Below are 20,564 nucleotides of genomic sequence, written 5' to 3'. Positions count from 1 at the left end.
GCGCGGTCACCCGGGGGAGTCGGCTTGCTGCCGGGGTGACACGCAAGCGGACGTGTCCGGAATCCTTCTTCATTCTACCGGGTCCGGAGCCTGAAGGTGGCATTGAACGCGCCTGTGATGCTCTGTCGCTCGTTTTGCCCCCGGGCAAGCATCCCCCCTTGGGGTGGGGGGCTCAGTGGCTCTGCGACGGTCTGGCCGCCCTTCGCGCCTAACCGTACGTGTCGCGCGGGCCCTTGCTTCCTGTCACCCGCAGCCCTCCGGACGGGCGCGGCGCGTTCTGCGGCCCCCTGACCTTGACCTTCGTCACGGTGCCCTCGCCGAGCTCCTCGTTGAGCCTGCGCACCAGGGTGCGGGCGAGCAGCCGGACCTGCGTCGCCCACGCCGTGGAGTCGGCGGCGATCAGCACCTCGCCGTCCTCGAACGACTCGGGTTTGGTGTGCGCGGCCAGGTCGGGACCCACGATGTCGGGCCAGCGGCCGAACACGCCGCCCACGGCCGCCGACCGCTCCCAGCCGCGCGCGGCCAGCAGCTCGCTGATCGCCCGGCCGAAGAGCTGCGGGTCGCCGTTCTCCCTGCGCGGGCCGGAGGCCCGCTTCCTGGGCTCGCGGCGGGGGAGCTGGCCGCGCCTGGCGGCGTCGGCCTTGGCCTGCGCCAGCTTCTCCCTCGCCATGGCGGCGCCCCTGGCCGCAGCGCTCTTCGCCGCGCCGTCGTCAGCCGACACGCGTCACGCTCCCTCCCGCGCCGTCGTCAGCGGACACGCGTCACGCTCCCTCCCGCGACGTCGAAACGCGCTCCCGTGAGCTCGCGCGGCACGTCGTCGGGGACGGCCGCGGTGATGAGGACCTGCTCGGCGGGCGCGACGATCTCGGCCAGCCTGCGCCTGCGCTGGCCGTCGAGCTCGGCGAACACGTCGTCGAGGATCAGCACGGGGTCGCCGCCGTCGGACCGCAGCAGGTCGTAGGCGGCCAGGCGCAGCGCCAGCGCGAACGACCACGACTCGCCGTGGCTGGCGTAGCCGCGGGCGGGCAGGTCGCCGAGGCCGAGGATCAGGTCGTCGCGGTGCGGGCCGACGAGGGTGACCCCCCGCTCCAGCTCGGCGGCGCGCACCTCGATCAGGCGCTCCCGCAGCCGCTGCTCCAAAGTTATCCCCAGGTCTGTGGATAACGTCTGCGCATCGGAAGACCTGCTCTCACCGGCGTCTTCATCCTCCGCGCCGTCCCCACCTGTGGACAACGTGCTGCGATAGGCCAGCGTCGCGGGGGCGCTCGTCGGGGCGAGCGCGGCGTAGGCGCCCGCGACCAGCGGACGCAGCGCGTCGATGAGGTCGAGCCGCGCCCGCAGCAGCTCGGCGCCGTGCCGCGCGAGGTGCTGGTCCCACACCTCCAGCGTGCTCAGCACGTCGCCGGCGCCCGCCGCGGCGAACGCGGTGTCGCTCTCCGCCCGCCTGGCGCTCCTGGCGCCCCTGCGGGCCTGCGCGGCCGCCCGCAGCAGCGCGCCGCGCTGCTTCAGCACCCGGTCGTAGTCGGCACGCACACCCGCGAACCTGGGCGCCCTGGCCACCAGCAGGTCGTCGAGGAACCTGCGGCGCTCGGACGGGTCGCCCTTGGCGAGCGCGAGGTCCTCGGGGGCGAACAGCACCGTGCGCAGCAGCCCCAGGACGTCGCGCGGCCTGGACGCGGGGGAGCGGTTGAGCCTCGCGCGGTTGGCCCGCCCCGGGTTGATCTCCAGCTCGACCAGCGCGCGGCGGTCGTCGCGCTGGACGGCGCAGCGCACGATGGCCCGCGTGGCGCCCTGACGCACGAGCGGCGCGTCGTTGGCGACCCGGTGGCTGGAGTGGGTCGCCACGTAGCCGAGGGCCTCGACCAGGTTGGTCTTGCCCTGGCCGTTGGGCCCCACGAAGGCCGTGACGCCCGGCTCCAGGCCGAGCTCCACGGACGCGTAGGACCGGAAGTCGGTCAGCGAGAGGTGGGCGACGTGCACCCCACGAAGGTTAGTGCGCCCCGGAGAGCACCGCGCTCAACGGCGCACACCCTGTGGAAAACCATCGCGACCGCTCGCACTGTCCACAGGCCCCTTGTGGTTGGGGACGGCTCCTCCCAGGACGCGCCAAGGGGAGCCCGTACGCCCCGTGCTCCGACGCCGTCAGTCGCGCAGCGGGGTGACGTCGGCGCCGGGGGAGTCGGCGCCCTTGCCCACGCTGCCCTCGGCCGACGTGATCGCGTGCCCGCCGAACTGGTTGCGCAGCGCGGCGACCACCTTCATCGCCGGGGAGTCGTCCTGGCGCGACGCGAACCGGGAGTACAGCGCCGCCGTGATCACCGGCAGCGGCACCGCGTGGTCCACGGCCGCCTGGACGGTCCAGCGGCCCTCGCCGGAGTCCTGCGCGTAGCCGCGCAGCTGCTCCAGGTGCTCGTCGTCGTCGAGCGCGCGTACGAGCAGGTCCAGCAGCCAGGAGCGGATGACCGTGCCGGTGCGCCAGCTGCTGAAGCAGCCGCGCACGTCCTTGACGACGTCGGACGCCTCCAGCAGCTCCCAGCCCTCGGCGAAGGCCTGCATCATGCCGTACTCGATGCCGTTGTGGACCATCTTCGCGAAGTGCCCCGCGCCGACGTCGCCGGCGTGGACGAAACCGTCCTCGCCCTCGGGCTTGAGCGTCTCGAAGATCGGCATCAGCCGCTGGACGGCCTCCTGCGCGCCGCCGCACATCAGGGCGTAGCCGTTCTGCAGGCCCCAGACGCCGCCGCTGACCCCGCAGTCGACGAAGCCGATGCCCTTCTGGCTCAGCTCGGCCGCGTGCTTCTGGTCATCCACATAGTGGGAGTTTCCGCCGTCGATGACGATGTCGCCCTCGTCGAGGAGCTCGCCGAGATCGTCGATCGTCTGCTGCGTGGGCTTGCCCGCCGGGACCATGACCCAGACCGCGCGGGGCTTCTGCAGGCGCTCGACCAGCTCCTTCAGGCTGCCGGCGTCGCTGAGGCCGGGGTCGCGGTCGTAGCCGACGACCTCGTGGCCGCCGCGGCGCAGCCGCTCGGCCATGTTGCCGCCCATCTTGCCCAGTCCGACCATGCCGATCTGCATGTTCTCGTACCCCCTTGTCAGGATTCCATCATCTCCGATGACAGGATCAGCCTGACAGGCGGATGGGCATGATCAGGTACCGGTAGTCCGTGACCAGGCCGTCGTCCACAGGCTTGCCGGTGAGGATCGCGGGCTTGGTGGAGGTGGTCATCTGCAGCCTGGCCACGTCGGAGTCGATCGCGCCGAGCCCCTCCAGCAGGAACTGGTGGTTGAAGGCGATGTTCATCTCCTCACCCTCGTAATCCACAGGCAGCGCCTCGACGGCCTGCGCCTCGTCGCCGCTGCCGGCCTCCAGCACGACCTCGCCGCTCTTGAACGCCAGCCGTACCGGCGTGTTGCGCTCGGCCACCAGGGCCACACGCTTGACCGCCTCGACGAACGGGCCTGTGGACAGGTCGGCGCGGGCGGAGAACTCGGTGGGCAGCAGGGAGCGGTACTTGGGGAACTCGGGGTCGAGCAGCCGGGTCGTGGTGCGCCGGCCCGCGCTGGAGAACCCGATCATACCTTCGCCGGTGCCGCCGGACGAGCTTAGCGCGATCTCGACCTCCGCGCCGGTGGAACCCAGCGCCTTGGCGGTGTCGGCGAGGGTCTTGCCGGGGATCATGGCGATCGCCGAGAAGTCGGGCTGGCCCGGCTGCCACTTCAGCTCGCGCACCGCGAGCCGGTATCGGTCGGTGGCGGCGAGGGTCACGGTGTCGCCCTCGATCTCCATGCGTACGCCGGTGAGCATCGGGAGCGTGTCGTCCCTGCCTGCGGCGACGGCGACCTGGGCGACGGCGGCGGCGAACACGTCGCTGCCCACCCGGCCGGCGGCGGGCGGCATGGCCGGGAGCGACGGGTAGTCCTCCACAGGCATCGTCAACAGGGTGAACCGCGCGCTGCCGCAGGTGACGACCGCCTTGGCGCCATCGACGACGAAGTCCACAGGCTGTGCGGGAAGCGCGCGCGTGATCTCGGCGAGGAGCTTGCCCGAGACCAGGACGACCCCCGGCTCACCGGTGTGCAGTTCGAGCGTCACCTCGGCGGAGACCTCGTAGTCGAAGCCCGACAGCTTGAGCTGCTGGGCCTCGGTGACCTCGAGCCGCATCCCGGCGAGGACGGGCACCGACGGGCGCGCCGGGAGGCTGCGCGCCGTCCATGCCACCGCCTCAGCGAGGACGTCTCGCTCGATTCGGAACATCACGGTGATCAGCCTCCTGGGTTCGTCGTTGATTCGCGGTCCACTCTCCCGCACCTCGGATCCGGGAGAGCCCTCTATGGGTCTTTGAGTCTCTTAGTTAGAGATAAGAGGTCATCACATTAGGGGGTGTGGATACTGTGGACAACCAGCGTTGTGCCTGCTCAGCGGCCCGATTTTTGTCCACCGGCCATGTGGGTGACGCCTGTGGGTAACTCGCGCGCCTGGGGATGGCCGAGTTCTGTGCACAACCCATCCCCAGATCTTGGTGCCTTCATCCACCGGTTATTCACAAGGTTTCCACAGGTTATCCACGGGGTAGGAGACCCTGTTCTGGAACCCCAGAACCTGTTCACACAGCTCGTCCACACGTCATCCCCAGGTTGTCCCCAAGTTCTCCCCAGGTTGTCCCCAGACCTGTCCCCAGGGGATGTGGGCGTTTTTTCCCGACAATGTGGGGCGCTGAGCACGGCCGATTCCACATTTTCCCTGTCCACAGTGTTATCCACAGGCTGTGTACGACTGTCGCGGTCAGTGAGCTGTCTGCTTGATCCGCATTGTCAGCTCGTTGACCTGGTTGTACATCGACCGGCGCTCCGCGATGAGCGACCGGATCTTGCGCTCGGCGTGCATCACAGTGGTGTGGTCGCGGCCGCCGAACTGCTGGCCGATCTTCGGCAGTGACAGCTCCGTCAGCTCACGCGCGAGGTACATCGCGATCTGCCTGGCGTTCACCAGGGCCCTGCTGCGGGAGGTGCCGCAGAGGTCGTCGATGCTGATGCCGAAGTACTCGGCCGTCTGGGCCATGATCGTGGCGATCGTGATCTCAGGGGCGGACTCCGAGGTGATGAGGTCCTTCAGCACCACCTCGGCGAGCTGCAGATCCACACCCTGCCTGTTGAGGCTGGCGAACGCCGTCACCCTGATGAGCGCGCCCTCCAGCTCACGGATGTTGGTGGAGATGCGGCTCGCGATGTACTCCAGCACCTCCGGCGGCGCGGCCAGGCCCTCCTGGATGGCCTTCTTCCTGAGGATCGCGATGCGGGTCTCCAGCTCGGGGGGCTGGACGTCGGTGATGAGCCCCCACTCGAACCGGTTGCGCAGGCGGTCCTCCAGCGTGATGAGCTGCTTCGGCGCGCGGTCGCTGGAGATGACGATCTGCTTGTTGGCGTTGTGGAGCGTGTTGAAGGTGTGGAAGAACTCCTCCTGCGTCTGCTCCTTGCCCTCCAGGAACTGGATGTCGTCCACGAGCAGGATGTCGATCGCGCGGTAGCGCCCGCGGAACCCGTCGGCCTTGTGGTCGCGGATGCTGTTGATGAAGTCGTTGGTGAACTCCTCGGAGCTCACGTACCTGACGCGGGCCCCGTCGTAGAGGCTCTGGGCGTAGTGCCCGATCGCGTGCAGCAGGTGCGTCTTCCCCAGACCCGAGTCGCCGTAGATGAAGAGCGGGTTGTACGCCTTCGCGGGGGATTCAGCGACCGCGACGGCGGCGGCGTGCGCGAACCGGTTGCTGGCGCCGATAACAAATGTCTCAAATGTGTACTTTTGGTTAAGCCTGGCCGGTTCGCTGGGCTTGTTGCTCTTGGCTTCCCAGCGGTTCGGGGCCGGCTCCGGCGCTTTCTCCACAGCGGGCGAGTACGGCTGAGCCTGTTCATAACCGAAGCCCGGCTGTGGATATTCGGTGGAAACCTGGGGCGGCTCCGGCTGCGGCGAATAGAACTGCGGCGGCTCGGATGCCTGGTAGTGCGGTGTTTGCACAGGCGGTGCATAACGTTGCTGCTGCTCGGGATTCTGGGGATAACCGTGACCCACAGCCTGTTGATGACCGTCGGCGACCGGCGGCTGGTCGGGCGCCGTGGTGTCGATCATCACCGCCAGCCGCATGGTCATCCCCAGCTCCTGCGACAGGGCGTGGGCCACCAGCGGGCGCAGCTTGCCCTCGATGAGGTCCTTGAGGAAGTCGTTGGGGACGCCCAGCACGATCGTGTCGTCGGCCAGGGCGATCGGACGGACCATGGACAGCCACGTACGCTGCTGTATGGGCACGTTCTCGTTGAGGAAGTTGCCCAGGGCCCTCGCCCATACCGCGCCGAGGTCGACACCGTTCATGGTGCGGCTCCCCCTCCTCCCTCTCGCGGCCCCCCGCGATCGTTTATCCACATGCGCGGGCCGCCCGGTGCGCCGAGCGGCCCTTTGTCCACAGCGTGGCGGCCGGGCTTCGTACCCAGGTCCTCCACAGGACATCCACAAGTTGTACACAGGCTCGCAAGCGGCTCCAGAAGGGCCGACAGTAGCCATGTCCACAGCTGTGGGCAAGACGTTGTCCACAGCGTAGTGGCACCTGGAGGCGGCTACTGTGGACGTAGCGCCGGCTGGGGAAAAGTCGCCTGTGGATGAGTGGATGACGCGTCCGGTTTGACCTGGGGCCGCATTGCCCCGTAACGTACGACGGTCGGCTTGCCACGCGACGGCTATTTCGCGTGCCCTCGCTTCCCCGGCAGGCCAGCCATGTGTGACAAGCGCCCCTGGGCGCACCTTCAAGCCTGGAGCCCACTCGTGAGCAAGCGTACTTTCCAGCCGAACAACCGTCGCCGCGCGAAGACCCACGGCTTCCGGCTGCGGATGCGCACCCGGGCCGGCCGCGCCATCCTCGCCGCCCGCCGCCGCAAGGGTCGCGAGAAGCTGTCGGCCTGATCGTCCCGCGCCCGAATGTCGGCCCGCCGGTGAATTTCGCCGGCGGGCGATAGGCGTATTAGGCGAATACGGTGCTATCCCGACAGTCCCGCATGAGACGCGGGGAGGAGTTCGCGGCGGCGATCAAGCGCGGTAAGCGTGCGGGCCGTCCCACCCTGGTGGTGCATCTGGGCACCGCCGGGGAAGAGACCCCTTTGGTCGGGTTCGTGGTGAGCAAGGCCGTGGGTGACGCGGTGACCCGTAACAAGGTCAAGCGACGACTCCGACACCTGATGCGAGACCGTCTGCACCGGCTTCCGCGAGGTAGCCTGCTTGTGGTACGCGCCAATCCACCGGCCGCGTCCGCGGGATACGAGCACCTGGCCGCCGAGCTCGACCTCGCGCTGGATCGTGTGCTCAGGCGGCGTGAGTCCTCGATGGATGGACACAGATGACGGAGCAGCCGCAGGGGGTGCCGAGCTTCGCCGCTCGGGGGTTGATCATCCCGATCCGGTTCTACCGGGCGTTCATCAGCCCGCTGCTCGGTCCGCGCTGCCGTTTCTATCCGTCCTGCAGCGCGTACGGGCTGGAGGCGATAGCCGTACACGGGGCGCTGCGCGGCACATGGTTGACTGTCCGGCGCATCGGACGGTGCCACCCATTCCATCCCGGAGGTATAGACCCGGTGCCCCCACGCCCGGTCCGGTCCCACGAAACGCAAGGGAGCTAGCTCGGTGGAGCTGTCCTGGCTCAACTGGCTGTACACAGCCGTCGCCCAAGTCATCACCTGGATCCACCAGGCATACAGCACGGTGCTCGACCCGAACAGCGGTTTGACCTGGGCGCTCACCATCATCACGCTGACCATCTGCATGCGGATCCTGATCTTCCCGCTGTTCCTCAAGCAGATGCGGTCGTCGCGCAAGATGCAGGAACTCGCCCCGAAGGTGGCGGAGATCCGCAAGCGTTACAAGAACGACAAGCAGCGCATGAACCAGGAGGTCATGGCGCTCTACCAAGGAGCAGGCGCCAACCCCCTCGGCGGCTGCCTCCCTGTCGTGGCGCAGTTCCCGATCTTCATCTCGATGTTCACCGTACTGCGGGCGATTGCGGCGGACCAGCCGAAGTTCGGGATGACGCAGGAACTGGTCGACAGCGCCAAGCACGCGCTCATCCTGGGGGCCCCGCTTCCCGCCACGTTCTTCGAGGCCTCTCACGTCGCCGAGAAGGTCGTCATCGGTTTCTTCGTCGCGGTCAGCTCGTTGACCACGTTCCTCACCGTCCGGCAGAGCGTCACCCGCTCCATGGCCCAGATGCCGGACAACCCTATGGCGCAGCAGCAGAAGATCCTGATGTACATCTCGCCGCTGTTCGCCTTCTTCAGCCTGAACTTCCCCCTGGGCCTCATCCTCTACTGGGTCACCACCAACCTGTGGACGCTCGGCCAGCAGCACTGGTTCTACAGCCGGCACCCGATGCCGCAGTTCGACGCCAAGGGCAACGCCGTCCCGATCCAGCCCAAGCCCGGTCTGGTGGCCAAGCTGCGCAAGACCACGCCCGAGGAGCAGGCTCCCCCCGCCCCTCCGGAGCCTAAGATCATCAGGCAGCAGCCGACCCGTCAGCCGCGCAGCAAGCGCACCGGCAGCAAGAAGTCGTGAACACGAAGGAGAGGCCGGCCATGACCGAGGCCGAGCAGGACAAGGCTCCCGATCTCAGCGCGCTGGAGCAGGAAGGCGAGATCGCTGCCGACTACGTCGAGGGCCTCCTCGACATCGCCGACATCGACGGCGACATCGACATGGACGTCGAAGGCGACCGCGCCGTGGTGTCCGTGGTGGGGGTCAAGGGCAGCGAGCTGGTGGGGCCCGGGGGAGAGGTCCTGGAGGCCCTGCAGGAGCTGACCCGCCTGGCCGTGCACCGGCAGACCGGCGAGAGGTCGCGGCTGATGCTCGACGTGGCCGGCTACCGCGAGCGGCGCAGGGCCGAGCTGACCAAGCTCGGCACCGAGGTCGCCCACCAGGTCAAGGAGAAGGGCGAGCCGAAGGCGCTCCAGCCGATGACGCCGTTCGAGCGGAAGATCGTGCACGACGCGGTGGCCGCCGCCGGGCTCCGCAGCGAGTCCGAGGGCGAAGAGCCCCAGCGCTACGTGGTGATCCTCCCCGCCTGAGCCCCCTGCCGCGTCCTGCGGCACGCGGACTCCGGGACGATGGGGAAGGCCGGCAGCACTCACTCCCGGCTCGTGCCCAGGTTCGCTCCAGACTTGCGCTCCGGCTCGGGTTCCGCTCCCGCTCTGGGCTTCGGCTTGGGCCGGGGGTTCCAGCAGCGGGTTCCGCTTGCGGCCTGGGCTCCGGCTTGGCCTGGGTTCCGGCTCAGGCTCGGGTCTCGGCTCTGGTTGAGGTTGCCGCTGGGCCGGGTTTCGGCTCGGACCGGGAGTCAGGCTCGGGCTCTCAGCTCAGGCTCTCGGCTCGGGCGTCCGGCATCCGGCTCGGGTTCTCGGCTCAGGTCGGACGGCCAGCTCGGGTCGGTCGGCCAGCTCGGGTCGGACGCTCAGCTCGGGTCGGGCGGTCAGCTCGGGTCGGACGCTCAGCTCGGGTCGGACGCTCAGCTCGGGTCGGGCGGCCAGGTCAGGTCGGGCGGCCAGCTCGGGTCGGGCGGAGTTCTGATGGGGGTGCCCAGCTCGGGCGGTCAGCTCCGATGGAGGTGCCCGCTCGGATGGGGTGCCCGGCCATCGGCTCCCGGCCATGTCTGACCAGCCCGGCGCGACCCGTCCGAGCGGACCGGTGCCACCGGCCTGCGCGGCCAGGCCGAGCCGGAGCGAGCCGGGGCGACCGGAACGGCCGCGCCCGGCCGGCGGCTGGAGCTGGACGGTCAGGCCGGGCGGCGCACCGGCGAGCTGTCCGGGGCAGGCGCGGGCCTGGGGTGACGGGAAGGTCCTCGCCTGGCGGAGCCGGGGTAGACCGGAACGGCCGCGCCCGGCCGGCTGTCTGGAGGGGCCGCGTCCGGCAGGGGCGGTTCGGGCAGAGCAGCTCCGCCACCCGCACAACCGTCCCGGCCGTCCGCCGCGCTTCCCGCGCACGGGCGGCTGTTTCATGTACGTACGTCAGCAATTCTTCAGACTTGTACGCCCGCCGTCACATCGGCCCGGAAGGCGGCGTACTCCAAGGTCGTCTTCAGGCCGGGCCGCTAGTCTTCCACTGCGATCGCACATCTAGCCTTGGGTAGAGACCGTCCCAGAGCGTCCGAGAAAGGGCCACCCACCAGTGAGCGATGAGCTTCCGGAGCCGCCGGAGATAGCGCGGGAGGTCTTCACCGGGGAGGCCTGGGATCGTGCGAACGCGTTCGCCCACCTGCTCGCCGGCCCAGGCGTCGTACGCGGACTGCTCGGCCCCCGTGAGGTGCCCCGCATCTGGGACCGCCACCTGCTCAACTGCGCCGTGGCGGCCGAGGCGGTCCCGGAGGGCGTGCACCTGGTGGACATCGGCTCCGGTGCCGGCCTGCCGGGCCTGGTCCTGGCGATCGTCCGTCCGGACATCACGGTCACGCTGCTGGAGCCGCTGCTGAGGCGTACCGTCTTCCTGGAGGAGTGCGTCGAGACGCTCAAGCTCGACAACGTCGAGGTGCTGCGCGGGCGCGCCGAGGAGCTGGCGGGCAAGCGGGAGTTCGACGTCGCGAGCGCGCGGGCCGTGGCGCCGCTCGACCGGCTGCTGACCTGGGCGATGCCTCTGCTACGCGAGGGCGGCGAGCTGATCGCGATGAAGGGGGAGCGCGCGGCGGAGGAACTGGCCGAGGCGGAGCAGCGACTGCGTGCCGTCGGAGCGGCAACGGCCGAGCTTGTGACCGTCGGGCGCGGTAAGGTCGAGCCGCCTGCAACATTGGTTCGGGTGGTAGCGGGTCGCGCGCCGGAGCGTGGTAGGCGGCGACGAAGGAGGTGACGGTCGTGCCAGTCGCGTCGTGCGGCCTTGGCTGGCCGGACAGTCCTCTGTCCGAGAGTGCGACCGGGGTTGGATGGCCCGAAATGGGCGTGTCGCGACAGCGAATTCCCGGCACCGGCGCACCACTGGTTGAAAGGATGGCGATTGTGACCCAGACCCCCCTGAATCCCGGTGACTCCCCGCTGGTACGAGAGGCGCTCAGCTCAGTGGTTTCACGTGAAACATCCGCGACCCAGGCGGCCCAGCCCGGCGAGTCCTTGGGGGGCAACGGCGCGTGGCCGCGTCCGCCGAAGTGCCGCGTGATCGCTGTGGCGAACCAGAAGGGCGGCGTCGGCAAGACCACGACCTCGGTGAACATCGCCGCCGCCCTCTCGATGAACGGTCAGCGTGTCCTCGTGGTCGACCTCGACCCCCAGGGCAACGCCTCCACCGCCCTGGCCACCGAGCACCGCGGCGACGTTCCCGATGTGTACCAGGTCCTCGTCGACGACCTGCCGATGACGGAGATCGTCAAGCAGGTGCCCGACATGCCGAACCTCTACTGCGCGCCCGCCACCATCGACCTGGCCGGAGCCGAGATCGAGCTCGTGTCCCTCGTCGCCCGTGAGGCCAGGCTGCGTCGCGCGCTCGCCGCGTACGACGCGGTCGAGCTGGACTACATCGTCATCGACTGCCCGCCGTCGCTCGGCCTGCTCACCGTCAACGCCCTCGTCGCCGCCGACGAGGTGATGATCCCGATCCAGTGCGAGTACTACGCGCTGGAGGGCCTCGGCCAGCTCCTCAGGAACGTCGACCTCATCAAGGTTCACCTGAACCCGAGCCTCCGCCTGTCCACGATCGTGCTGACCATGTACGACGGCCGTACCAGGCTCGCGTCGCAGGTGGCCGAGGAGGTGCGCTCTCACTTCGGCGACACCGTTCTCAAGACCGTCATCCCGCGCAGCGTCCGCCTGTCCGAAGCGCCCAGCTACGGCCAGTCCGTCATGACGTACGACCCGGGCTCCAGCGGGGCGATGGCGTACATGGACGCCGCCCGCGAGATCGCCTACCGCGGCGCCGCCCTCTGACCTGACCCACCCCACCTCGATGCCCTCCGGTGCGGGGCTCGCAGCTCCGTCGTCGGCGAAGGCGGCCGAGGGTCAGGGCGCGATCACCCCTGTAGACAGCCCGCCCACGTCGGACGTCAGCGGCAGGACCGCCACTGTGGAAAGGTCGGCGGCAGGCGCGCCACTGTGGAAAGGCTGCCGTGGCTCCCGTGACCTGCGCGCCAAGGGCAGGGGTTCCCCGTGGCCCCGTCCGAACCTCGGGTGCGCCAGTGCGTGGACTGCGGCGACGGTGTGACGGCCCCGTTGATCGTCAGGCGGAGCGCCGGCAGTTGAGGGGGGCAGGGCGGTGCCCGCTACTCGGCCCCCACACCATGCCGTCATGCCCCCAGACCGGGGCCTGCGCTGAGGCGGACCCACACCTGCTCAGAGGAATGCGCGCACATCTACCGGGTCTCGGCCGGGACGCCAGTTGTCGCATCTGGATGCTCAGTGATGACTCCGCATGTCGCACGGGGGGCAAAGAGCGAGCGAACCAGTGAGAGAGAAGAGACCCGCTCCCTCTACAGGTTGGGCAGGTTTGTGATCCTGTCGGTGTAAATCTCACCGACCGCGTGTGGCGTGAGGGCACCCGGTTGAGCATGCGACGGTAACCTCTCCTGAAGTGACGCGAATCGGCCGGGTGGATGAGGAGTCGTAGTGAGTCAGCAGCGGCGGGGATTGGGCAAGGGGCTCGGGGCGCTCATCCCGACCGGTCCCATCGTTGACGGCACCGGCACGGTGCCTCCTCAGAACGGCACGACGACGGTCGAGGAGTCCGGTCCGAAGCCGGTCGCCGGAGCGTACTTCAAGGAGGTGCCGCTCTCCTCGATCGTGCCGAACCCGCGCCAGCCGCGTGACGTCTTCGACCAGGAGCGCCTTGAGGAGCTGGCCGCCTCCATCCGCGAGGTGGGGCTGCTCCAGCCGATCGTGGTGCGTTCGGTGGGTGGCGGCAACTACGAGCTGATCATGGGGGAGCGGCGCTGGCGCGCGTGCAGGGAGGTCGGGCTCGACCCCGTCCCGGCGATCGTGCGCAACACCCAGGACGACGACCTGCTCCGCGACGCCCTCATCGAGAACCTCCAGCGCGAGCAGCTGAACGCCCTGGAGGAGGCCGCCGCGTACCAGCAACTTCTGGACGACTTCCAGGCGACGCACGACCAGCTCGCCCAGAAGGTCGGCCGCTCCCGCTCCCACATCACCAACACCCTCCGCCTGCTGAACCTCCCGCCCGAGGTGCAACTCAAGGTCGCCGCCGGAACCATCAGCGCGGGGCACGCCCGCGCACTCCTCGGGCTGAGCGATCCGGAGGAGCAGATCCAGCTCGCCAAGCGCATCGTCGCAGAGCTCCTCTCCGTACGCGCCGTGGAGGAGATCGTGGCGATGGGCAGCGCGAAGGCCGCCCAGAAGGCGCCGCGCGAGCGCCAGATCGCCAAGCCGACCGCACCCGGCCTCACCCACCTCGCGAACCGCCTCAGCGACCACTTCGAGACCAAGGTGAAGGTGGACCTGGGCCGGAGGAAGGGCCGCATCGTCGTGGAGTTCGCCACGATCGACGACCTGGAACGCATCATCGGCACCATGGCTCCGGAAGCCGCCCGCGCCCTACGAGAAGGCGAAGCCTGACCACCTGTCGGCGACGTCCCTCCTGACCACCCCCTGAGAGCCGCCACAGACGGAAGCACGACAGGAACCGGACCGACAGAGCAACCGCGAGCGCCCCGAGAGCACGGGGCGCTTGAACTTTCCAGACCAGACCAGACCAGGTCGCCAGATCAAGCAGATCGCGGGATTCCACGGCGCGCGGCTCCGGCAGCGGCAATGACGAGTGGGTACCTAGAGCATGGCTCAAGAGCCTTCTGAGAACCCCCACCTCTCCGATGGCACCATGCGTCGGGCACGAAGTGCGCCTCCACCACGGTCGTGCCCAAGGCCTATCACAACACCATCATGAAGCCCGCCCGGCTCCAACGGAGGGGCCAGTGCGATCCGGCCGGGACGTCGGGTGAGAACGCCCCCTTGGCTTCGGACTTTTCATGTTTCACGTGAAACAGGGGAAGGACCATAAGACCGAACCTGGGCTGGGGCCCTCTGTCCCCGGCCAGTGCGTCCAGGGCCAGGGCCTGCGACGGGGACCCAGCGGCGAGGACCTATCGACCAGAACAGGGGAGCGGGTCACCAGGACGATGGGTGCGGGTCAGGTCACGTGGATCGGCCGACCTGAAAACAGGGCGACGGTACGGTGTCACCCTTTCCGTTTGAGCTGCATTGCATCGGCATTCAGCCAGCGAGCAACAGCCTGACAACAGGCATGTCTGAGGGGCTGCTCGACTCGGCCATGAGAGCCACAGCCGTCCGAAGGGCATGACAAGACGAGGCGCTTCACGCTTCAGAAGGACGGGGGCGATCGATCGAGGAGCGGGGAAGAGGGGCGATAGGCCAGCCCATGTTTCACGTGAAACACGCCCGCCCTCTCTCGACGATGGACAGCCCGTCCTCGCGGCCGTTTCACGTGAAACAATCGCGCCCTGCCCAGACTGCCCGGCGTTCTCAAGATTCGCCGGGACCGCCGTACTCACAGCACCGCTACCCGTGATCGTCCAGTGCGGCCGCTCGGTTGGCGAGCAGCAGCGCTGGATAGTAGGGCGCAGCGAGCACGGAGGTCGCCAGTCGCAGGCGAGTCGTCCTGCCCGCGATGGCGGACAGCACGACCAGCGGGTCGGCTCCCGCTGCGGAGCCCGGTGGCCAGGGTGGCCTGGCGACCATGACGGCGGCAACGGCGAGCAGACGGCGGAGGTGACCTCGGGGATGTCGGCCGGGCCGTTGATTGGCAGACCGGCGTCGCCGGGCGGGGCGACGTGCGTGTGCTGGGTGCGGACGCTCGCGGCCCAGGCGTAGGCGTTGGAGTCGAAGCCGCCCGACCGCAGGATCGTCCACCCCAGCCCGGAATCGCGAACGGCTTGCTCGAAGGCGCCAGGGTAGCGAAAGCTGCCCGGCCGGGTGCCCCCGCCCTGGGAGCCTGGGCGCGGGCCACCCGCCGCCCAACCCGAGGCGCGGCGGCACCGTTCAGAGGACGGTCCGGGCCGGTGCGAGGAACGGTGGCGGTTCCGAGAACGGTCGGGGCGAGGAACGGTGGCGGTTCCGTGGATGGTCAGGGCGAATGCGAGGACCGGTGCACGGTGTCGAGGGCGGTTCGGGTCGGTGCGAGGACCGGTGCATGGTGCCGAGGATGGTCCGGGTCGGTGTGAGGAGTAAGCCTGGGGCGCGTCGGGTGGCGGCTGTTCGGCGTTGCAGACGCGGCGAGCAGGCTCTCGGGTCGCCGCGCCTCGGCTGCCCTGGCCGCTGGTGGCGGGGTCGATGCAGTGCCACGTCGGTCCGGAGAGGACCGCGTCGAATGTCCGGTCGAGCAGGGGGACGGTGTCGAGGGCGGTTCGGGTCGGTGCGAGGACCGGTGGCATGGTGCCGAGGATGGTCCGGGTCGGTGTGAGGAGTAGGTCCGGGGCGCGTCGGGTGGCGGCTGCTCGGCGTTGCAGACGCGGCGAGCAGGCTCTCGGGTCGCCACGCCTCGGCCGCCCTGGCCGCTGGCGACGGGGTCGATGCAGTGCCACGTCGGTCCGGAGACGACCGCGTCGAATGTCCGGTCGAGCAGGGGGACGGTGTCGAGGACGGTTCGGGCTGGTGCAAGGACCGGTGCATGGTGCCGCGGACGGTTCGGGTCGGTGTGAGGCGCCATCGCCGGGGCCGCGTCGGCGAGATCGGTGACGTGCCGGGCCGGCGCCGACTCCGGGATCCCCAAGGTCCGGGTCAGTGTGAGGAGCTGTGGACCGTGTCGGGGGCGGTTGTAGGAGCGGTGGCGTCGTGTCGGGGCCGGTTCCTGTTGAGGCGGGGCCGGGGGGTGGGGGCTGTGCTCCTCGCGTTCGGTGTTTCACGTGAAACCTTGAGCGCCGGTCAGTCGGCTTGGTTTCACGTGAAACGTGTCCGGGGCGTCGTCAGGAGGTGGTGGCTTTGTGGAGGGCGGTGAGGAAGTCGTCGACGTGGTGGGGTTCGGTGTCGAAGGCGGTCATCCAGCGGACGACGCCGGTGGGTTCGTCCCAGTAGTGGAAGAGGAACTGGCGGAGGAGGGTCTGGGCGGTGGCGGCGGGGACGGTGGCGAAGACGGCGTTCGACTGGACCGGGTACGCGAGCGAGACTCCCGGGATGCCGGTGAGGCCGTCGGCGAGGCGGCGCGCCATGCGGTTGGCGTGGGTGGCGTTCGTCAGCCAGAGGTCGTCGGTGAGGAGGGCGGTGAGCTGGGCCGAGATGAAGCGCATCTTGGACGCGAGCTGGAGTGACTGCCGGCGCAGGAAGGGGACGGCGGTGGTGAGGCCGGGGTCGAGGACGACGACCGCCTCGGCGGCGAGCGCGCCGTTCTTGGTGCCGCCGAAGCTGAACACGTCCACGCCGGCGTCGGTGGTGATGGCGCGTAGCGAGCAGCCGAGGTGGGCGGCGGCGTTGGCGAGGCGGGCGCCGTCGAGGTGGAGGCGGAGTCCGGCGGCGTGCGCGGCCTCGGCGAGGGCGGCGATCTCGTCGGGGGAGTAGCAGGTGCCGAGTTCGGTCACCTGGGAGATGGAGACGACGGCGGGTTGGGCCTCGTGGTGGTTGCCGAGTCCGCCGAGCCGGCCGGTCACGTCCTCGGGACGCAGCTTGCCGTCGCGTGTGGGCACGGTGATGAGCTTGACGCCGAGCAGTCGCTCGGCCGCGCCCGCCTCGTGGGTGGCGATGTGGGCGTCGGCCGGGCAGATGACGGCGTCGTAGCGGCCGAGCATGAGGGAGAGGCCGACGATGTTGGCGCCGGCGCCGTTGAGCACGGCGAAGCCTTCGGCGTGGTCGCCGAAGACGTCCTTGACGCGCTGTTCGAACGCGGCGGTCCAGCGGTCGCCGCCGTAGGCGGGGGCGTCACCCCGGTTGGCGTCGGCGATGGCCTGGAGGACGGCCGGGTGCACGCCCGCGTGGTTGTCGCTGGCGAAGCTCTTCGGGTACGTCGATTCGATCACAGGGCAACGTTAGGCGCGGGCGGCGGCGATGCGCAGCAGGGCGGCGCACAGTTCGCCGAGGTCGCGCCCGGCGGCTTCGGCGGCCATGGGCAGCAGCGACGTCTCGGTCATGCCGGGGGCGACGTTCACTTCGAGGAAGTGGGGCGTGCCGGAGGCGTCGACGATGAGGTCGGTACGCGAGATGTCGCGCAGCCCGAGCGCGGTGTGCGCGGTGACGGCGGTCTGGGCGCACGCCTCGGCGGCTTCGGGAGACAGCCGCGCGGGCGCGAAGAACTCGGTGTGCCCGGCGGTGTAGCGGGCGGCGTAGTCGTAGACGCCTTCGTCGGGCACGATCTCGACGGCGGGCAGCGCGACGGGCCCGTCGCCGAGGTCGACGACGGACACGGCCACCTCGACGCCTTCGACGTAGCGTTCGATGAGCGCGGTGTCGCCGTAGGCGAAGCAGCCGACCATGGCGGCGGGCAGTTCCTCGGCGGTGCGCACCATGGACGTGCCGAGCGCGGAGCCGCCGCGCGCGGGCTTGACGAACAGGGGCAGGCCGAGGCGTTCCACGATGCGTCCGAGCACGATGGAGGCGCCGAGGTCGTGGAAGGTCTCCTTGGGCAGGGCGACGGACGCGGGGGTGTGCAGCCCGACGGAGCGTACGACCGCCTTGGCGGTGGGCTTGTCGTAGGCGACGCGGCAGGCGTCGGGGTCGGCGCCGACGTACGGGACGTCGAGCAGTTCGAGCACGGAGCGGATGGCGCCGTCCTCGCCGGCGCCGCCGTGGAGCGTGACGAACACGGCGTCGGGCGGGTCGGCGAGGATCGCGGGGACGAGGGACGCGTCGGCGTCGCGGGTCTCGACGTCGACGCCGGCGGCGCGCAGCACCTCGCTGACGACGCGGCCGGACCGCAGGGACACCTCACGCTCGTAGGAGAGGCCGCCGGCCAGCACGAGCACGTGGCCCAGTTCGCTCATCACATCTCCTCCGCTGATCGCACGCCGTCCAACCGTACCGGCGTCGGGGGCGGATGGTGTACACGAGCGTCCGGTACGGCCCGCGCCGCGAGCCGTGCCGGATCGGGGCGCTAGGCCAGGTCGGGCCCTGGGGTGTCGACGCCGCCGTGGTCGCGCGTGGAGCCGGTGCCGAACGTGTCGCGCAGCTGCATCTCCTGCTCGATCACCCCGGCCAGGCGGCGGACGCCTTCGCGGATGCGGTCGGGCTCGGGGTAGCAGAACGACAGCCGCATGTGCCGGGCGCCGCTGCCGTCGGAGTAGAAGCCGGTGCCGGGGACGAACGCCACGCGTTCGGCGACGGCGCGGGGCAGGATCGCCTTGGAGTCGAGCCCTTCCGGGAGGGTGGCCCAGACGAAGAACCCTCCGGAGGGACGGGTCCAGGTGACCTCGGGCGGCATGAGCGCGTCGAGGGCGTCGAGCAGGGCGTCTCGGCGTTCGCGGTAGAGCTCCCTGAACGTCTTGATCTGCTCGCGCCACGGCTGGGTGGCGAGGTACTGGCCGACGGCGAGCTGCGTGAACGAGGAGTGCGACAGCACGGCCGACTCCATGGCGAGCACGAGTTTCTCGCGGATGGCGTGCGGGGCGAGCGCCCAGCCGACGCGGAACCCGGGTGCGAGCGTCTTGGAGAACGACCCGAGGTAGACGACGCCGTCGGGGCTGTCGGCGCGCAGCGCCCGCATGGGTTCGTGGTCGAACCCGAGCAGCCCGTACGGGTTGTCCTCGATGATGAGGATGCCGGCCCGCTGGCAGATGTCGAGCACCTGCTGGCGGCGGGCCGCGTTCAGGGTGACGCCGCCGGGGTTGTGGAACGTCGGGATCGTGTACAGGAACTTGACGGGCGCGCCGGCGGTCTCCAGCGCGTAGATGGTCTGGGCCAGGGACTCGGGCACGATGCCCTGATCGTCCATGGCGATATGCACGACCTTGGCCTGGTAGGCGGCGAACGTCCCCAGGGCTCCGACGTACGACGGGCCCTCGGCGAGCACGACGTCGCCCGGGTCGATGAAGATCCGGGTGATGAGGTCGAGCGCCTGCTGGGAGCCGACGGTGACGACGACGTCGTTCGGCCCGGCGTTGATCCCCTCCAGCCGCATGACGTCGCAGATCTGCTCGCGCAGGTGCGGGTCGCCCTGGCCGGAACCGTACTGGAGCGCGACGGTGCCGCGCCTGGTCACGAGGTCGGAGACGAGCTCGCCGACCATGTCGAGGGGGAGCGCCGTGACGTACGGCATGCCGCCGGCCAGCGAGACCACCTCGGGCCTCGACGCGACGGCGAAGAGAGCTCGGATCTCGGAGGCGACCATCCCGGTAGCTCGAGCGGCGTACCGATCGACGTAGGCGTCGATGCGCGACCCTTGGGTCGCGGGCGTCTGACCGTGATCCTGCTCTCGCGTCACGGCCCACCTCCTAGGTGTCATTTCGGACTGAAATACCAGATTACGCCAGACGGACATGTCGCTCGTGATGGGGCTCGACGCTCGTGGTACCCGCCGGCGGCACCTCACTGGGCTACGATGCCACCTGGGGACGCGGTTTTCGCGGGCTTTTCCGGGTCAACGATTGGGGCCGTAGTTTGTCGCGCCGGCTGGTCAACATCACCCTGGACAATCTCGAAGATCTACCACGCCGCTGCCGACGATGCGTGTTCTGGGAGCTCGACCCCGTCAGCGGCGAGCGGGCCGTGCGTTCGGGCGATCCGGGGCTGGAGAAGGAGGCGTGGATCTCCGCGACGCTCCTGGAGTGGGGCAGCTGCGGGAAGATCGCGTACGTCGACGGCGTGCCCGCCGGGTTCGTCCTCTACAGCCCGCCGCTCTACAGTCCGCGCTCCATCGCCTTTCCCACCTCGCCCGTCAGCGCCGACGCGGTGCTGCTGATGACGGCGCACATCATTCCCGAGTTCTCCGGCGGCGGGCTGGGGCGCATGCTCATCCAGGGGGTCGCGAAAGACCTGACGCGGCGCGGGGTGAAAGCCATCGAGGCGTTCGGCGACCTCAAATGGGAAGAGCCGAGTTGCGTGGTTCCGGCGGAGTATTTGCTTTCTGTCGGGTTTAAGACAGTGCGTCCGCATTTGCGTTTTCCGCGGCTGCGGCTGGAACTCAAGACGGCCATCTCGTGGCGTGAGGACGTCGAGGTGGCGCTGGAGAGGCTCCTGGGGTCCATGAGTCCAGAACGCGCACTTCGTCCCGTCTGAGGGCTTCTCAGCCCCGTACATCAGGTACCAGACATGACAGAGCCCCCTGCACCAGCAGGGGGCTCCGTCGTCGGGCGTCCTAGATGATGCCCTCGAGCTCGCGCAGCAGCATGGCCTTCGGCTTGGCGCCGATGATCTGCTTGACGACCTCTCCGCCCTTGTAGACGTTCATCGTCGGGATCTGGAGCACACCGTACGTACGCGGGGTCTCCGGGTTCTCGTCGATGTTCAGCTTGACGATCTCCAGCTTGTCGCCGTGCTCGTTGGCGATCTCCTGGAGGATCGGGGCGACCTGACGGCACGGGCCGCACCACTCGGCCCAGAAGTCGACCAGGACGGGCTTGTCGCTCTTGAGGACCTCGGCGTCGAAGGTGGCGTCGGTTACTGCCTTCACGGGTG

General features: G+C 69.5%; 19 protein-coding genes. 9 read left to right on the top strand and 10 right to left on the bottom strand.

The annotated features are described in order from the left end of the window. Positions 1 to 208: 208 nt before the first annotated feature. The 5 genes from BMX74_RS33830 to dnaA form a co-directional block, all read right to left on the bottom strand. Positions 209 to 721, bottom strand: a complete 513-nt coding sequence (locus BMX74_RS33830) for a DciA family protein (RefSeq protein ID WP_337959871.1) — start codon at positions 719 to 721, stop codon at positions 209 to 211. A 26-nt stretch (positions 722 to 747) separates the two neighbouring features. Then, on the bottom strand, positions 748 to 1,980 hold the full coding sequence (gene recF, locus BMX74_RS33825; RefSeq protein WP_055504156.1) for a DNA replication/repair protein RecF: 1,233 nt from the start codon (positions 1,978 to 1,980) through the stop codon (positions 748 to 750). A 162-nt stretch (positions 1,981 to 2,142) separates the two neighbouring features. Continuing rightward, complete coding sequence (gnd, locus tag BMX74_RS33820; RefSeq protein ID WP_256257432.1) at positions 2,143 to 3,099, bottom strand: phosphogluconate dehydrogenase (NAD(+)-dependent, decarboxylating); 957 nt, start codon at positions 3,097 to 3,099, stop codon at positions 2,143 to 2,145. Positions 3,100 to 3,124: 25 nt separating this feature from the next. Next, the gene (dnaN, locus tag BMX74_RS33815) at positions 3,125 to 4,261 is read right to left on the bottom strand and encodes a DNA polymerase III subunit beta (RefSeq protein ID WP_055504154.1); all 1,137 of its coding nucleotides are present in this window, start codon (positions 4,259 to 4,261) and stop codon (positions 3,125 to 3,127) included. 525 nt (positions 4,262 to 4,786) lie between these two features. After that, the gene (gene dnaA, locus BMX74_RS33810; RefSeq protein ID WP_055504153.1) at positions 4,787 to 6,364 is read right to left on the bottom strand and encodes a chromosomal replication initiator protein DnaA; all 1,578 of its coding nucleotides are present in this window, start codon (positions 6,362 to 6,364) and stop codon (positions 4,787 to 4,789) included. A 447-nt stretch (positions 6,365 to 6,811) separates the two neighbouring features. On the opposite strand from dnaA, the gene rpmH reads away from it, so the two are divergent. From rpmH to BMX74_RS33770, 8 genes are all read left to right on the top strand, one after another. After that, the gene (gene rpmH / locus BMX74_RS33805) at positions 6,812 to 6,949 is read left to right on the top strand and encodes a 50S ribosomal protein L34 (RefSeq protein ID WP_043614899.1); all 138 of its coding nucleotides are present in this window, start codon (positions 6,812 to 6,814) and stop codon (positions 6,947 to 6,949) included. Positions 6,950 to 7,020: 71 nt separating this feature from the next. Then, positions 7,021 to 7,383, top strand: coding sequence for a ribonuclease P protein component (gene rnpA, locus BMX74_RS33800; RefSeq protein ID WP_082535071.1), 363 nt, complete (start codon positions 7,021 to 7,023; stop codon positions 7,381 to 7,383). Continuing rightward, positions 7,380 to 7,658, top strand: a complete 279-nt coding sequence (gene yidD / locus BMX74_RS33795; protein WP_055504151.1) for a membrane protein insertion efficiency factor YidD — start codon at positions 7,380 to 7,382, stop codon at positions 7,656 to 7,658. Before rnpA ends, yidD begins: the two co-directional genes overlap by 4 nt. 4 nt (positions 7,659 to 7,662) lie before the next feature. After that, positions 7,663 to 8,586: a membrane protein insertase YidC gene (yidC, locus tag BMX74_RS33790; RefSeq protein ID WP_055504150.1), complete on the top strand. Its 924-nt coding sequence runs from the start codon at positions 7,663 to 7,665 to the stop codon at positions 8,584 to 8,586. A gap of 20 nt (positions 8,587 to 8,606) precedes the next feature. Next, positions 8,607 to 9,095, top strand: coding sequence for a Jag family protein (locus BMX74_RS33785; RefSeq protein WP_055504149.1), 489 nt, complete (start codon positions 8,607 to 8,609; stop codon positions 9,093 to 9,095). 1,093 nt (positions 9,096 to 10,188) lie between these two features. After that, positions 10,189 to 10,860 carry a 16S rRNA (guanine(527)-N(7))-methyltransferase RsmG gene (rsmG, locus tag BMX74_RS33780; protein WP_082535070.1) on the top strand — a complete coding sequence of 224 codons (672 nt, stop codon included), beginning with the start codon at positions 10,189 to 10,191 and terminating at the stop codon, positions 10,858 to 10,860. A gap of 137 nt (positions 10,861 to 10,997) precedes the next feature. After that, the gene (locus BMX74_RS33775; protein WP_082535069.1) at positions 10,998 to 11,927 is read left to right on the top strand and encodes a ParA family protein; all 930 of its coding nucleotides are present in this window, start codon (positions 10,998 to 11,000) and stop codon (positions 11,925 to 11,927) included. Between the two features lie 675 nt (positions 11,928 to 12,602). Further along, positions 12,603 to 13,568 carry a ParB/RepB/Spo0J family partition protein gene (locus BMX74_RS33770; RefSeq protein ID WP_055504147.1) on the top strand — a complete coding sequence of 322 codons (966 nt, stop codon included), beginning with the start codon at positions 12,603 to 12,605 and terminating at the stop codon, positions 13,566 to 13,568. 960 nt (positions 13,569 to 14,528) lie between these two features. On the opposite strand, the gene BMX74_RS46760 is transcribed toward BMX74_RS33770, so the two are convergent. From BMX74_RS46760 to BMX74_RS33755, 4 genes are all read right to left on the bottom strand, one after another. Further along, a complete protein-coding gene (locus tag BMX74_RS46760) occupies positions 14,529 to 14,708 on the bottom strand; it encodes an LLM class flavin-dependent oxidoreductase (protein ID WP_143078856.1) in 180 nt (59 codons plus the stop codon). Between the two features lie 1,223 nt (positions 14,709 to 15,931). Continuing rightward, the gene (locus BMX74_RS33765) at positions 15,932 to 16,975 is read right to left on the bottom strand and encodes a threonine aldolase family protein (protein ID WP_091104593.1); all 1,044 of its coding nucleotides are present in this window, start codon (positions 16,973 to 16,975) and stop codon (positions 15,932 to 15,934) included. A 9-nt stretch (positions 16,976 to 16,984) separates the two neighbouring features. Next, entirely contained in the window at positions 16,985 to 17,935 is a 951-nt protein-coding gene (locus BMX74_RS33760) for a D-alanine--D-alanine ligase family protein (protein ID WP_091104592.1), read from the bottom strand. A 110-nt stretch (positions 17,936 to 18,045) separates the two neighbouring features. Beyond that, positions 18,046 to 19,392, bottom strand: a complete 1,347-nt coding sequence (locus tag BMX74_RS33755; protein WP_055504144.1) for an aminotransferase-like domain-containing protein — start codon at positions 19,390 to 19,392, stop codon at positions 18,046 to 18,048. Between the two features lie 62 nt (positions 19,393 to 19,454). On the opposite strand from BMX74_RS33755, the gene BMX74_RS33750 reads away from it, so the two are divergent. Then, positions 19,455 to 20,165, top strand: coding sequence for a GNAT family N-acetyltransferase (locus tag BMX74_RS33750; protein WP_236714783.1), 711 nt, complete (start codon positions 19,455 to 19,457; stop codon positions 20,163 to 20,165). A 79-nt stretch (positions 20,166 to 20,244) separates the two neighbouring features. On the opposite strand, the gene trxA is transcribed toward BMX74_RS33750, so the two are convergent. Continuing rightward, positions 20,245 to 20,559, bottom strand: a complete 315-nt coding sequence (gene trxA, locus BMX74_RS33745) for a thioredoxin (RefSeq protein WP_091104590.1) — start codon at positions 20,557 to 20,559, stop codon at positions 20,245 to 20,247. Between the last annotated feature and the right edge of the window lie 5 nt (positions 20,560 to 20,564).

This window comes from Nonomuraea pusilla, from assembly GCF_900109355.1.
In the GTDB taxonomy this organism is placed as follows: Bacteria; Actinomycetota; Actinomycetes; order Streptosporangiales; family Streptosporangiaceae; genus Nonomuraea; species Nonomuraea pusilla.
The sequence above is the reverse complement of the archived record's forward strand: the minus strand, read 5'-3'. Positions and strand labels throughout refer to the sequence as shown.